The sequence below is a fragment of the Pseudomonas sp. OTU750018 genome, assembly GCF_011636575.1.
In the GTDB taxonomy this organism is placed as follows: Bacteria; Pseudomonadota; Gammaproteobacteria; order Pseudomonadales; family Pseudomonadaceae; genus Aquipseudomonas; species Aquipseudomonas peli.
Genome location: NZ_JAAPAU010000001.1, coordinates 1,610,340 through 1,624,113, shown reverse-complemented (window position 1 = coordinate 1,624,113; position 13,774 = coordinate 1,610,340). Strand labels below are relative to the sequence as shown.

At 60.6% G+C, this 13,774-nt stretch carries 12 protein-coding genes and 2 pseudogenes; 11 read left to right on the top strand and 3 right to left on the bottom strand.

Going from position 1 to position 13,774, the window contains the following annotated elements; translation table 11 throughout:
* Positions 1 to 15 precede the first annotated feature (15 nt).
* Together HCI85_RS07615 and dibA are read right to left on the bottom strand one after the other, a co-directional pair.
* Entirely contained in the window at positions 16 to 1,146 is a 1,131-nt protein-coding gene (locus HCI85_RS07615; RefSeq protein WP_167143721.1) for an HDOD domain-containing protein, read from the bottom strand.
* A gap of 10 nt (positions 1,147 to 1,156) precedes the next feature.
* Positions 1,157 to 3,445, bottom strand: coding sequence for a phosphodiesterase DibA (dibA, locus tag HCI85_RS07610; RefSeq protein ID WP_167143718.1), 2,289 nt, complete (start codon positions 3,443 to 3,445; stop codon positions 1,157 to 1,159).
* Positions 3,446 to 3,612: 167 nt separating this feature from the next.
* Here dibA and desA point away from each other — a divergent pair, with 167 nt between their 5' ends.
* From desA to HCI85_RS21235, 11 genes and pseudogenes are all read left to right on the top strand, one after another.
* The gene (gene desA, locus HCI85_RS07605; protein ID WP_090250462.1) at positions 3,613 to 4,797 is read left to right on the top strand and encodes a delta-9 fatty acid desaturase DesA; all 1,185 of its coding nucleotides are present in this window, start codon (positions 3,613 to 3,615) and stop codon (positions 4,795 to 4,797) included.
* A gap of 100 nt (positions 4,798 to 4,897) precedes the next feature.
* The gene (locus HCI85_RS07600; protein WP_167143715.1) at positions 4,898 to 5,869 is read left to right on the top strand and encodes a GGDEF domain-containing protein; all 972 of its coding nucleotides are present in this window, start codon (positions 4,898 to 4,900) and stop codon (positions 5,867 to 5,869) included.
* A 471-nt stretch (positions 5,870 to 6,340) separates the two neighbouring features.
* Positions 6,341 to 7,600 carry an OprD family porin gene (locus HCI85_RS07595; protein WP_167143713.1) on the top strand — a complete coding sequence of 420 codons (1,260 nt, stop codon included), beginning with the start codon at positions 6,341 to 6,343 and terminating at the stop codon, positions 7,598 to 7,600.
* 177 nt (positions 7,601 to 7,777) lie between these two features.
* A complete protein-coding gene (locus tag HCI85_RS07590; RefSeq protein WP_167143710.1) occupies positions 7,778 to 8,101 on the top strand; it encodes an ArsR/SmtB family transcription factor in 324 nt (107 codons plus the stop codon).
* Complete coding sequence (locus HCI85_RS07585; protein WP_167143707.1) at positions 8,098 to 8,529, top strand: YeeE/YedE family protein; 432 nt, start codon at positions 8,098 to 8,100, stop codon at positions 8,527 to 8,529. Before HCI85_RS07590 ends, HCI85_RS07585 begins: the two co-directional genes overlap by 4 nt.
* A gap of 2 nt (positions 8,530 to 8,531) precedes the next feature.
* Positions 8,532 to 8,948, top strand: coding sequence for a DUF6691 family protein (locus HCI85_RS07580; RefSeq protein WP_167143704.1), 417 nt, complete (start codon positions 8,532 to 8,534; stop codon positions 8,946 to 8,948).
* A gap of 20 nt (positions 8,949 to 8,968) precedes the next feature.
* The gene (locus tag HCI85_RS07575; protein WP_167143701.1) at positions 8,969 to 9,160 is read left to right on the top strand and encodes a YgaP family membrane protein; all 192 of its coding nucleotides are present in this window, start codon (positions 8,969 to 8,971) and stop codon (positions 9,158 to 9,160) included.
* Positions 9,161 to 9,207: 47 nt separating this feature from the next.
* Complete coding sequence (locus tag HCI85_RS07570) at positions 9,208 to 10,071, top strand: MBL fold metallo-hydrolase (protein ID WP_167143698.1); 864 nt, start codon at positions 9,208 to 9,210, stop codon at positions 10,069 to 10,071.
* Entirely contained in the window at positions 10,061 to 11,782 is a 1,722-nt protein-coding gene (locus HCI85_RS07565; RefSeq protein WP_167143695.1) for a SulP family inorganic anion transporter, read from the top strand. The genes HCI85_RS07570 and HCI85_RS07565 overlap by 11 nt, the downstream gene beginning before the upstream one ends.
* 103 nt (positions 11,783 to 11,885) lie before the next feature.
* Positions 11,886 to 12,659 (top strand): annotated as a pseudogene (locus HCI85_RS21240) (PAS domain-containing protein); the annotation flags it as partial.
* A gap of 90 nt (positions 12,660 to 12,749) precedes the next feature.
* A complete protein-coding gene (locus HCI85_RS21235; protein ID WP_446730779.1) occupies positions 12,750 to 13,202 on the top strand; it encodes a methyl-accepting chemotaxis protein in 453 nt (150 codons plus the stop codon).
* Positions 13,203 to 13,272: 70 nt separating this feature from the next.
* Here the strand turns inward: HCI85_RS21235 and HCI85_RS21230 are convergent.
* A pseudogene (locus HCI85_RS21230) lies at positions 13,273 to 13,716 on the bottom strand (methyl-accepting chemotaxis protein); the annotation flags it as partial.
* Between the last annotated feature and the right edge of the window lie 58 nt (positions 13,717 to 13,774).

The following is a 13,774-nucleotide window of genomic DNA, read 5'->3' as shown; positions in this document are numbered from 1 at the left end:
CAGGCAGAGTGCCATTCAGATCAGCCCCGCCAGCCGACTTAGGCGGGCCAACTCGGGGTCATCAGGTGCACTGTTGAGTTCACAGGCGGCCAGGCGCATGAGGATGTTCTCGCGTTTGAGGTTGTGGGCAGGCAGGTTGTAGCACGCGCCGATCAGCTCGCGCAGCTGCAATGGCACGTGCCATTGTGCCTTGATACTGATGGCAAACGGGCCGCTGAATTGGTCCAGGGCCTGTAACACACGGCCTTCACTGAAACACTGCCCGCTGTCCTGCCAGACCTGCGCCAGGTACAGCACACACAACTCGCCCATGCGGTGCAGCAGGGCCGCGGTGTGGAACGGCGCTGGGTCCAGGGCGCATTGGCGGGCGAGCTGAGTGCTGCGCTCAATCAGTAACTCGGTGCTGTCCAGGTGGGCCTGGGCAAACAGGCGCAGCAGGGCGTTATCCAGCACGCTGCATTGGCGTAATGCCAGGCCCAGCGCCAGGTTCAGGCTGTTGTCTGCGCCCAGCTTCTGCAACGCGTCGAGCAGGCTGATGCAGGGTTTGCCCGCCAGGTTATAGGCGCTGCTATTGGCCACGGCGAGCAGGCGTGCGGTGAGTGCGGGGTCGTGCTGCCATTCGCTGGCCAACTGGCGTAAGTCGACAGATTCACCCTTGAAGCGTTGCAGCAGATGATCGCGAACATGTGACTTGAGCGGTAACTGCAGCTCATGACTGGGCACGTTGGCCAGGTGGCTGAGCAGGTCCTGGTGTGCGGTGCTCGGGTGGTGTAACTCATCGCCTGTCGAGGGCAGCAAGACGGCCAGGCTGGCGGCGACATGCGCGGCCTGAAAGGGCTTGCTGATAAAAGCGCTGATTTTCAAAGCACGCACGGCCAGTACGCTGGCGCGGTCGGAACGGCCGGTGATCACTACCAGCGGCGTGCTGCTGTTGTCGCGGCGCACCTGCTCAAGCAAGCGGGTGCCGGGGCCGTCCGGCAGATTCCAATCACAAATGACCAGCTCAGCGGGGCGCTGCTGCCATTCGCGCAGGGCCGCGCTGACGCTGTCGAGGCATACCACGTGGCTGGTAGGGCGCAGGCTGAGGACGATCTGCTTGAGCAGATCGGCGATCCAGCTGTCATCTTCCAGAATCATGACGCGCATGCGTGCTGCCTTAGCTCGTGGTTGTGGCGCTGCGCGCCAGGTGTGCGATCAAGTGTTCTGCCGGTTGCGGGCGACCGAAATAGTAGCCCTGGGCATGGTCGCAGCCGAGTTGTTGGAGCAATTCGACCTGTTCGAGCTGCTCAATGCCTTCGGCCAGTACCTTGAGGCCCAGGCTATGACCTAACGCGATGACGGCTCGCGTGATGGCCACGTCGTCCTGATCATGTGGTAAGCCACTGACAAAGCTCTGATCCAGTTTAAGTTTGTGCACGGGTAGGCGCTTGAGGCGTGCCAGCGAGCTGTAGCCCGTGCCGAAGTCATCAATCGCCAGGCGGATACCGAGTGCGCGCAGGCGCTCAAGCAAGGCCAGCGCGGCGTCGGGGTCTTCCATCACCGCGCTTTCGGTCACTTCCAGCTCCAGGTATGCCGGGGCCAGGCCGGTATCACGCAGTACCTCTGCCACTCGTCGGTCCAGCCCACCCCGGCTGAACAGGCGACTGGAGGCATTCACGGAAACAAAGCGCAGCGAATACCCCGCGATCTGCCAGGCGACCATCTGCCGACAACTCTGCTCCAGTACCCAGGCGTCGATGGCGCCGATCAGCCCGGTTTCTTCGGCAATCGGGATAAATTCGCCGGGCGGCACCAGCCCGCGTTGCGGGTGCTGCCAGCGCACCAGGGCTTCAACGCCGATCATTTCCTGGCTGTGCAGGCAGATCAGCGGTTGGTAGTAGACGCGCAGCTCCTGATGATCCAGGGCATGACGCAGGGCGCTGGCCAGTTCGACGCGCTGGCGGGCGTGTTCAGTCAGCTCCTGACTGTAAAAGGCGTAGCTTTCACGGCCGTTACTTTTGGCTTTGAACAGCGCTGAGTCGGCATTGCGCAACACCTGGCCGACATCAGTGGCCTCTGCAGGGTAGAGGCTGATACCGATGCTGGCGGTGACGAACAGCTCCTGTTGATTGATTCGGAAGGCCCGGGTCAGGCACGCCTGCAAGCGCTGGGCGACCACGGCGGCCTGCTCGGCGCTGCTGCAGCTCTCATCGAGTAGGCCGAACTCGTCGCCGCCCAGGCGGGCGAGCGTCATACGCTTGCCGAGCTGCTGGCCGAGGCGCTCGCCCACCTCTTTGAGTAGCATGTCACCGATGGTGTGGCCGAGGCTTTCGTTGATGTGTTTGAAATGGTCGAGGTCAATCAGCAGTACCGCGCCACGCTGCTCATCATGCGTGGCGCGCTCCAGGGCGCGCTCGACACGCTCGGTGAACAGCAGGCGGTTGGGCAGGTTGCTCAATGGGTCGTGATGCGCCAGGTAATCCAATTCGCGTTGTGAGCGTTTCAACGCGCTGATATCGGAGAACACTGCGACGTAATGGCTGATCTCGCCCTGCTCGTCGTGAATCACGCGGATGCATTGCCACTGCGGGTAGATTTCGCCGCTTTTGCGCCGATTCCAAATTTCGCCGCTCCACGCCCCGCGGTTTTCCAAGGCATGCCATAGGCTGTCGTAAAAGGCCTGGTCATGCCGCCCGGATTTCAGAATGGCCGGTGACTGGCCGAGGATTTCATCCTGGCTGTAACCGGTGATACGGGTAAAAGCCGGGTTGCAGTGCACGATGTTTTGCTGCACATCGGTGACCAGTACGCCTTCTTGGGTAGCATCGAAGACCGCAGCGGCCTGGCGCAGGCTGTCTTCGTCGTAGCGGCGCTGGGTAATGTCGCTGGCGGTACCGATCAGGCGTTCGGCCTGGCCATGCTCGTCGAGCAACAGGCGTCCGCGTGACTGAATCCAGCGGTAGCTGCCGTCCTGGTGCAGCAGGCGATAGTTGACTTCATAGGGCGCAGGGTTGCAGGCGGCCAGGCGCTGTTCCAGGTTACGGTCGAAGAGCACGCGGTCATCGGGGTGTAGTCGCTGCCGCCAGAGGTCGGGGTCATCGCCCAGTGCTTCAGGGGCAACGCCCAGGAGGGCCGAGTAGCCGGGGGAGAAATACAGCTTCTGGGTTTGCAGGTCCCAGTCCCACATACCGTCCTTGGCCGCCTCTAATGCCTGATGCAAGCGCTGCTTACTGCTGCTCAGCGCGAGGTTGACCTGGTTGTGTTGTTGACGATGGGTACGCAGAACGGCGTACAGCAAACCAGCAGTCAGCAGCACAAAGCCCAGCCCCTTGAGCAGTTGTGCGCGTTCCAGTTGCGCCAACGGCATGCCCAGAGTGGCCAGCAAGTGGTCACTGAAAAACACCCAAAGGCCAGCGGCCAAGGCATAGGTGAGCGTCAAGCGCCAAGGGCTTTGCGGGATATTCATGGGGTAAAAGTCAGTCCTTTGCGTAAGGCCGGCATTATAGATGTAGATAGGGCGCGGCATTCTTATGCAAAAGACCAACTGGTTTTCTGATCCGGGTCAGGGATAATGTGTACAGATGTGCGCTAAAAAGCAGGCATGTCTTTCCTTTTTCATGAGGCACGTGATCCATGTGGTACAACGGTTTTCTCGATCTGTCGGTCTGGCAGCTGATCGCAGTCACTCTGCTGATGACGCACGTGACCATCGTCAGTGTCACGGTTTACCTGCATCGCTACTCGGCGCACCGCGCGCTTGAATTGCACCCGGCGCTGAAGCACTTCTTCCGTTTCTGGTTGTGGCTGACCACGGCACAAAATACCCGCGAGTGGACGGCAATCCACCGTAAACACCATGCCAAATGCGAAACCGTGGATGATCCGCACAGTCCGGTGATCAAGGGCCTGGGCACGGTGTTGCGTACCGGTGCCGAGCTGTACCGCGAAGAGGCGAAGAACCTGGAAACCCTGCGCATCTACGGCAAAAACTGTCCCGAAGACTGGATCGAACGTAACCTCTATTCACGCTTCCCGGTTGGCGGCGTGGCATTGATGGGGGCCATCGACCTGGCGCTGTTTGGTGCTGCCGGTATCACCATCTGGGCTATTCAGATGATGTGGATTCCGGTCTGGGCGGCGGGTGTGATCAATGGTCTTGGTCATGCCGTTGGCTACCGCAACTTCGAGTGCCGCGATGCGGCGACCAACCTGGTGCCGTGGGGCATTCTGATTGGCGGTGAAGAGCTGCATAACAATCACCACACTTATCCAAACAGCGCCAAGCTGTCGGTGAAGAAGTGGGAGTTCGACATGGGCTGGTTCTGGATCAAGCTGTTCAGTCTGCTTGGTTTGGCCCAGGTGCAGCGCGTTGCGCCGATTGCCCATCGGGTAGAAGGCAAGCGCAGCCTGGACATGGACACTGCAATGGCCATCCTCAACAACCGCTTCCAGATCATGGCGCAGTACCGCAAGCTGGTGATCGCACCGCTGGTGCAGCAGGAACTGGCCAAGGCCGATGCTTCGGTTCGTCACCACTTCCACCGCGCCAAGCGTTTGCTCTCGCGTGAGCCGAGCCTGCTGGACGAAGGTCACCAGGCGCGCATCCAGCGCATGCTGGAGCAGAGCCAGGCACTCAAGGTGATCTACGAGAAGCGCCTGGCCCTGCAGCAAATCTGGGTGAAAACCAGCGCCAATGGTCATGACATGCTTGAAGCCATCAAGCAGTGGGTCACTGAGGCCGAAGCCAGCGGCATTCAGTCGCTGCGTGAATTCGCCGAACAACTGAAGACCTACTCGCTGCGTCCGGCGACGGCCTGACGGTCTTTTACGCCCACGAAGCCCGCCTATTGGCGGGCTTTTTAACTTCTGGCGTATGCTGCTGTCATATCCCCGTTATCTGAGAGCGGCGGTGGTGTTTATGGATGAAGTCAACAGACAGCAGCTGGAGCAGGAAGAGCTGACACTGGCGTTGTTGCACACGCGTGCCGAGGTGGCGCGGCTACAGGAACGCGAGCAGCTGTTCAGCACCCTACTTGGCAGTGTGAACGCGGTGCTCTGGGCATTTGACTGGAATGCCCAGCGGGTGGTCTACGTCAGCCCCGCCTATGAGCGCGTCTTCGGGCGCTCCACCGAGCTGTTGCTGGCCGGCTACGACGAGTGGCGCAACAACATCTACCCCGATGATCTGGAATACGCCACCGAAAGCTTTGCCCAAGTGCTGGAAACCGGCGCCGTCGAAGCGCGCGAGTACCGCATCATCCGTGGCGATGGTCAGGTCCGCTGGCTGAGTGATAAGTGCTTTGTCAGCCGTGAAAGCTCGCCGGGTAAGCCGCATATCATTGTTGGCATTGCCGAAGACATCACTGAGAAGAAACAGCTGGAAGGTGAGCTGCATCGCCTGGCCACCACCGATGTGCTGACCCAGAGCAGTAACCGTCGGCACTTCTTCGAGTGTGCTCAGCGCGAGTTCGAGCAGGCCCGTGAATACAACAGTCCACTGGCTTTTCTGCTGCTCGACCTGGATGACTTCAAGCAGATCAATGACCGCTATGGCCACCAGATGGGTGATCAGGTGCTGCAGCGTCTGGCCTACTGCGGGGCGACCACTCTGCGCCGTGGTGATCTGTTTGGGCGCATCGGTGGGGAGGAGTTTGCCGCGTTGTTTCCGCGCTGCGAGCCGGCCTTGGCCGAGCAGATTGCCGAGCGGTTACAGCGCGATACACGGCGGCTGAGCTTCAGCCATGCCGGGACAACGTTCGGCATCACCCTGAGCCAGGGCCTCACCAGCCTGCGCCCCGAGGATGCAAGCCTGGATGCCTTGTATGCCCGGGCGGATGCCGCGATGTACCGGGCTAAACGCCAGGGCAAGAATCAGGTGGTGGTGGACTGATCACGCGCCGAGGCATGACGGTCTGCGTGCTGGCGATAAACCGCCTCTTCATGTTTTGCTATCGGCAAAAATCCGCTTATCGCTGCTTCGGTCAGGCTTCGGTACTCCCCCGGAAAGCCTGTAAAACCTTGTAATAGACGTGTCGGCGAGCTGTTTTTGGCGGCTGGCACAGTATCTGCGTAGGGCTCTCTACATAACGGCCTGGTTGATGGGCCGACAATAAAAATGAAGAGACCTGCGCCATGATGCTGACCTGTCCGCTGCCATGCCCTCATTGCCCAGCTCGCGCTGACTGTTCTCACGCGCTCACCTGATCTCGCTTATTGCACGGCCGATCTGGCTGCGGCACCCGTTCGCCTCTCCGGAGCCTGGCTTTGCAATAACCCCCGAATTCGGTGCGCGCCTGCCGCTTCATCCGTGAAGACAGTACCCGCACCGATGTGCAACCCACACACAACTGGAGAAAACATAATGAGAAAGACCTCCCTGGCCCTGGCCGTCGCGGCCAGCACCCTGGGCTTGTCCCTGAGCCAAGTGGCATTTGCCGATTTTATTGGCGACAGCAAAGCTACCGTCGAAGCGCGTAACTTCTACTTCAACCGTGATTTCCGTCAGGAAGGCGCTGCTCAGCACAAGCAAGAAGAGTGGGCGCAGGGCTTTATCCTGCGCGCTGAGTCGGGCTTTACCGAAGGCACCGTAGGTTTTGGTGCTGACGCCATCGGCATGTTCGGCTTCAAGCTGGATTCCGGTGACGGTACCGCTGGTAGCGGTCTGCTGGTTCCGGATCGTTCGTCCGGCGGTTCGCAGGACAATTACTCCGGTCTGGCCGTTGCAGCCAAAGCCAAGATTTCTAAAAGCACCCTGCGTGTCGGCGGTATGCAGTTCAAAAACCAGGCCATTGCCTCCAGCGACAGCCGTTTGCTGCCGCAGGTTTTCCAGGCCGGCCATCTGGTCTCCCAGGAAATCGATGGTCTGACCCTGGACATGGGTCATGTGCGTGAAGTCAACGGCCGTAACTCCAATGACTATGAAGATATCGCCCTGACTACCGGTGGCCGTCGCGGCATCACTACTACCGGCGGCGCTACCACTGACTCGTTCAGCTTCTTCGGCGGTAACTACAAGATCACCAAGGATCTGACTGCCGGCTACTACCACTCCAAACTGGAGGACATGTACAAGCAGAACTCGTTCAGCCTGGTGCATGTACTGCCACTGGCGGACAAGCAGAGCCTGAAGACCGATCTGCGTTATGCCCGCTCCACTGACGGCGGCCGCAGCAACATCGATAACAAAGCCCTGGGCGCTATGGTTACCTACGGCATTGAAGGCCACAGCTTCGGTCTGGGCTACCAGAAGATGAGCGGCGACACCGGTTTTGCCTACATCAACGGCACCGACCCGTTCCTGGTCAACTATGTGCAGATCGGTGACTTTGCCAATAAGGACGAAAAATCCTGGCAGGCGCGTTATGACTTCAACTTCGCCAGCATCGGCATTCCGGGTCTGACCTTCATGACCCGTTACCTGACCGGTGACAACGTTGAGCTGGGCGCCAACCGTTCCGAAGGTAAGGAATGGGAACGCAACAGCGAGCTGATGTACGTGTTCCAGGAAGGCGCACTGAAGAACCTGGGCGTACGCCTGCGTAACGCCACCGTGCGTTCCAACTTCGCGAACGACATCGACGAAAACCGTCTGATCGTCAGCTACACCCTGCCATTGCTCTGATTGCGGTGGCTGTAGGCTGAGTTGTTGCATCCAGCCCTGCCTGCACTGAACAAAAAACCCGGACTCCGTTCCGGGTTTTTTATCGCCTGCGATTGACCGCTGTATGGAGGCCGGACGGTGCTTGCCATTCAATATATAAAAGAATAGATTGTTTTTATCTTAATTGAGATGCTTGCCATGACATCTGAACATCCGCCACTCGATATTCAGCAACTACGCGCCAATGCCGATGCGGCGGGGCAGTTGCTCAAGGCTCTGGGCAATCCGGATCGCCTGTTGTTGCTGTGTCAGCTCTCCCAGGGCGAACGCAATGTCAGCGAGCTGGAAACGCTGCTGGGTATTCAACAGCCGACGTTGTCGCAGCAGCTGGCGGTGTTGCGCCGTGAAGGGCTGGTGGCGACGCGTCGTGAGGGTAAGCAGATCTATTACTGCATCAGCAGCCCGGCGGCGCTGGCGGTGATCAACACCCTGTATCAGCTGTTCTGCGCAGGTGAGCAATGAGTATCGATTGGTACAACTTCACACCCTGGAGCGCCCTGGCGGGTGGCGCATTGATCGGCCTGGCCGCCAGCTTGTTTGCCGTAATGAATGGCCGGGTGGCCGGCATCAGCGGCCTGCTCGGCAGTTTACTCGAGCGCGGTGAAGGGGGGGGCGAGAAGGGCCTATTTCTGCTGGGCGTGCTTATCGCGCCGCTGCTCTGGCAGCTGTTTAGCCGTCTGCCTGAAATTCAGATCGACAGCGGCTGGCTGGCGCTGACGGTCGCCGGTCTGCTGGTCGGTGTCGGCACCCGTTATGGCGCAGGTTGCACCAGCGGCCATGGCGTCTGTGGTCTATCGCGGCTGTCACCGCGTTCCCTGGCTGCCACCTTGAGTTTTATGGCCGCCGGTTTCGCCACGGTGTTTGTCTTGCGTCATCTGCTGGGGGCTTGAACATGCGCAAACTGTTGGCCTTTCTTGCCGGTGTGACCTTTGGCATCGGCCTGCTGAGCGCAGGCATGGCCAACCCGGCCAAGGTGCTGGCGTTTCTCGATCTGGCCGGTGCCTGGGATCCATCGCTGGCCCTTGTGATGGTGGCGGCGATTGGCGTGGCATTTCTGCCGTTCAGTTGGGCGCGCGCGCAGCGCAGCAGTCTGCTCGGTGCGCCGATGCAGTTGCCGGGCAAACGTGAGCTGGATCGGCGGTTGATCGGCGGCAGCCTGTTATTCGGTATCGGCTGGGGGATTGCTGGCATTTGCCCAGGCCCGGCCGTGGCGATTCTGCTCACCGGGCGCTGGCAGGTGCTGCTGTTCGTGGCGGCCATGCTGGTGGGAATGGTTGTGTTTGCTGCGCTGGAACGCCAGCGCGGGTAATTGATGATCGGGAGATCACTATGAAAGCAAATGTTGGCACCCTCGACCGTAGCCTGCGCATTGCCGCAGGTCTGATTCTGTTGGGCTTGAGCCTGAGCGGCGTGATTGGCCTCTGGGGGCTGATCGGCATCGTGCCGCTGGCAACCGGTCTGTTTCGCTTCTGCCCGCTGTACCCGTTGCTGGGTATCAGCACCTGCAAGACCAAGAGTTAACCCACTGCAATACCGACCGGTTTCGCCGCCGGTCGGTTGGAGCTGCCATGTCCCCGCTCATTCAGGCTTTTTTCGACCCTGTCACCTCGACCTACAGTTATGTCGTCAGCGATCCAGCCACTGCGCAGTGCGCAATCATCGACTCGGTGCTGGATTACGACGCGGCGGCCGGGCGAACCGCCACCACCAGTGCTGACCGCTTGATCGCCTACGTGCGCGAGCAGGGCCTGAGCGTGCAATGGTTGCTGGAAACCCATGTGCATGCCGACCACCTGTCCGCCGCGCCCTATCTCAAGGCTGCTTTGGGTGGGCAATTGGCAATCGGTGAGCAGATCCGTGTGGTGCAGAACACCTTCGGCAAGTTGTTCAATGCCGGCAGCGAGTTCGCCGTTGATGGCCGCCAGTTCGATCAGTTGTTCCGCGATGAGCAGGTGTTTCAGCTCGGTTCGCTAAATGCCCGTGCCCTGCATACCCCTGGGCATACTCCAGCCTGCATGACTTACCTGATCGGCGATGCAGCGTTTGTCGGCGACACCCTGTTTATGCCGGATTACGGCACCGCGCGCTGCGACTTTCCGGGTGGCGATGCACGGGCGTTGTACCGTTCGATTAGTCGGCTGTTTGCCCTGCCAGGCAGCACACAACTGTTTATGTGCCACGACTACCTGGCGCCGGGGCGTGAGCAGCATCGCTACCAGACCACCGTGGCCGAGCAGCGCGTGCATAACGTGCATGTACACCAGGGCGTCGACGAGGAGGCCTTTGTCGCCATGCGTCAGGCCCGCGATGCCAGCCTGGGCATGCCGGCGCTGATGCTGCCCTCGGTGCAGGTGAATATGCGCGCCGGCCATCTGCCGCCCGCCGAAGACAATGGTGTGCGTTACCTCAAGGTGCCGCTGAATGTTCTCTAGGTGGACGCTGCTGACTACCTTGCGTCGTTACGACCGCGATCAGGCTGGCCGCGATCTGCTCGCCGCCTGCTTGGTCTGTCTGCTGCTGGTGCCACAGGCGTTGGCCTATGCGCAGCTGGCCGGGTTGCCGGCGGTGGCGGGGTTGTACGCGAGCATTCTGCCGATGGTTGTCTATGCCCTGATCGGGGCCAGCCCCGGCGTGGCACTGTCGTTCGGCCCGGTGGCGGTGCTATCGCTGATGACTGCGGCGGCCTTGGCCCCGGTGGCTGCCGCTGGTACTGCGGCGTATCTGGCGGCGGCCACCACCTTGACCCTGCTGGTCGGCATGTTCCTGCTGCTGATGGGCCTGTTGCGGATGGGCTTTGTTGCCAACTTTCTCAGCCATCCGGTGATTTCCGGTTTTGTCAGCGGTTCGGCGTTGCTGATTGCAGTCAGCCAGTTCAAGCATTTATTGGGCATCTCCGCCGACGGGTTGACCCTGTTGCAGGTGTTGCCCGCGCTGTATGCGCAGTTGCCGGCGCTGCACCTGCCGACGCTGTTGTTGGGGCTGGGCAGCCTGGCGCTGCTGTTACTACTGCGTAACCTGGGCATGTTCGGTGTGCCTGAGGCGCTGGCGCTGCGTATCAGGCAGTTGAGTGCGTTGCTGCTGATGCTGTTGGCGATGGCCCTGGGCGCGGCGCTACAACTGGAAGTTTATGGCGTGCGGGTGGTCGGCACGGTGGCCGCGGGTCTACCGCCACTGGGGCTGCCGAACTTGGAGCTGGGCTTGCTGCGCGAGTTGCTGCCAGCGGCCGTGTTGATTGCCCTGGTGGGCTTTGTCGAGTCGGTGTCCATTGCCCAGAGCCAGGCGATGCGCAAGCGTCAGTCGATCAACCCTGACCAGGAACTGCTCGGTCAGGGCGCCGCCAACATCGCTGCCGCATGCAGTGGCGGCATGCCGGTCGCGGCGAGCTTTTCGCGCTCGGCGCTGGCGCTGCAAAGCAATGTGGCCACGCCGTTGGTGGGTGTGTTTGCGGCGGGGTTGATGCTGGCTGCGGTTCTGGGGCTGGCGCCGTTGCTGCAGCACCTGCCGCAAGCCGTATTGGCCGCGAGCATTATTGTCGCGGTAGTGGGGCTGATTGATGTATCCGGCCTGCGCCGCACCTGGCGCTACTCGCCGCAGGAAGGGATGGCGCAGCTGGCAACGCTGGTCGGCGTGCTGTTGTACGGTGTTGAGGCCGGCATTCTGCTCGGGGTGAGTCTGTCGCTCCTGTTATTTCTCTGGCGTACCAGCCGGCCGCATATGGCGGTGGTCGGCCAGCTGCCCGGCAGCGAGCACTTTCGCAATGTCGAGCGCTATCAGGTCGTGGAAAGTCCCAGCGTGCTGTCGCTGCGCGTCGATGAAAGCCTGTACTTCCCCAATGCGCGGTTTCTGGAAGAGCGTATCGGCGCGCTGATCGCCAACCGCTCAAGCGTGAGGCATCTGGTGCTGATGTGTTCCGGGGTTAATCAAATTGATGCCAGCGCGCTGGATACCCTGGAAGCGATCAGCGAGCGTCTGCACAGCGCAGGCGTGCAGCTGCACCTGGCCGAAGTGAAGGGGCCGGTGATGGATCGACTGCAGCGTTCGGAGTTTCTGCAACGCTTTGGCGGGCAGGTATTTGTCAGCCAGTACCAGGCGTTGCGAACGCTGGATGCAGAAAGTACGGCGCTGGCCATGCGCGCGCAGTGAATCTGAGCTAAACGTTATCCACCGCGTGTCGATACGCTGTTTGATCAGGGATGAGTTATTGATCATCTGCCCTGAGCAATTTTGCCCTGCTTGAGGCGCTTAAATGTTCGGATCAAAGAGTCACAGTGAATTACAGCAGTGCCAGTTACAGCTGGCGGCCAGCCAGCAGGTAATCGGGGCCATCCGACAAACCTTCGCCATGATCGAGTTCACCGCCCAGGGCGAGATTCTCGATGCCAACGCGCCGTTTCTTGCCGTCATGGGCTATCGCCTGGAAGAAGTACGCGGTCAGCACCACCGTATGTTCTGCAGCCAAGCGCAGCTGGCCAGTCCGGGTTATGCAAAATTCTGGCAGCGTCTGGCTGACGGTGAGAGCTTCAGTGATCGCTACATGCGCATTGCCAAGGGCGGCGGTGAAGTCTGGCTGGAAGCCAGCTACCTGCCAGTACGGGATGCTCAGGGTAAGGTTGTGAAGGTGATTAAACTGGCCGCAGATATCACCGAGCGCATGCACGTTGAGCATCAGCACGACAGCTATCTGCAGGCGATCAACCGTTCCACTGCCGTGATCGAGTTCAACCTGGCTGGTGAGGTGCAGGAGGCCAATGAGAACTTCCTCAGCACCATGGGCTATCGCCTGGAGGAGATCCGTGGCGTGCATCATCGCCAGTTCTGCACCCATGAGGATGCAGCCAGTGATGAGTACCGGCGCTTCTGGCAACGGCTTAATCAGGGCGAGTTTATTGCCGATCGCTTCAAGCGCGTGGCCAAAGGCGGGCGCGTGGTGTGGCTGCGGGCGACGTACAACCCACTGTATGACGCGGGTGGTCGGCTGTATGGGGTGATCAAGTTCGCCACTGATATCACCCATCAGATTGAGCACCGTGAGGCCGAATCCGCTGCCGCGCAACTGGCGTTTGATATCGCCCGGGAAACCGATGAAAGCGCGATCAAGGGCGCTGCCACCGTGGAAGAGACGGTACAGGTGGTGCGCGGTATCGCCGATGAGCTTTCAAAGGTAGCCGGCAATATCGAGGCCTTGAGCGCGCAGTCAGAACGCATCAGCAGCATCGTTCAGGTGATCCGCGGGATTGCCGAACAAACCAATCTATTGGCGCTCAATGCGGCCATCGAGGCGGCACGAGCCGGTGAACAAGGCCGCGGCTTTGCTGTGGTGGCGGATGAAGTGCGCAACCTGGCCGCGCGCACCAGCCAGGCCACGGTGGAGATCAATGACGTGGTACGCCTCAACCATGACCTGGCCTTGCAGGCTGTGAGCGGGATGGAAGGCAGTAAACAGAAGGCTGAGCAGGGTGTGCTGCTTGCCAACAAAGCAGGCGAGGTGATGCTGGAGATCCGCGACGAAGCGCAGCGCGTGGTGGATGCTATTGGGCAATTCACCGAGGCCATGCAGGACTGAGGCATGCCCGGTCGCTGGCGGCCGGGCATGCTGCTCACCGCGGTCTAGCGGCGCGGCTCGCGCGCCGCAATCAGTGCTCTTCCAGGGCGTCGGCGAACTGGCGGACGGCATCCACCACTTGCCGTGCGCCGCTCTGGATTTCTTCGATGACATCACCGGCCTGGTTGACCAGGTTCACCCCTTGATCAACCTTGTGGCGGCTTGCCTGCATGCTATCGACCGAAACCTGCGCCAGTTCATGGTTGCGCTTGACGACCTCGACAATCTCCACGGTGGCCTGGCTGGTGCGCGCGGCCAGGTTGCGCACTTCATCCGCCACCACGGCAAAGCCACGGCCTTGCTCGCCGGCACGCGCCGCCTCAATGGCCGCATTGAGCGCCAAGAGGTTGGTTTGCTCGGCAATCCCGCGGATCACCTGAACGATGCTGCTGATCATCTCCGATTGCTGGCTGACAGCGGTGATACCTTCAGCGGCGCGTGACAGTTCATCGGCGATGCCGCGCACGACATCAACGGTTTCACGAATCACCTTGGCACCATGGCGGGCGCTTTCATCGGTTTGCTGGGAGATC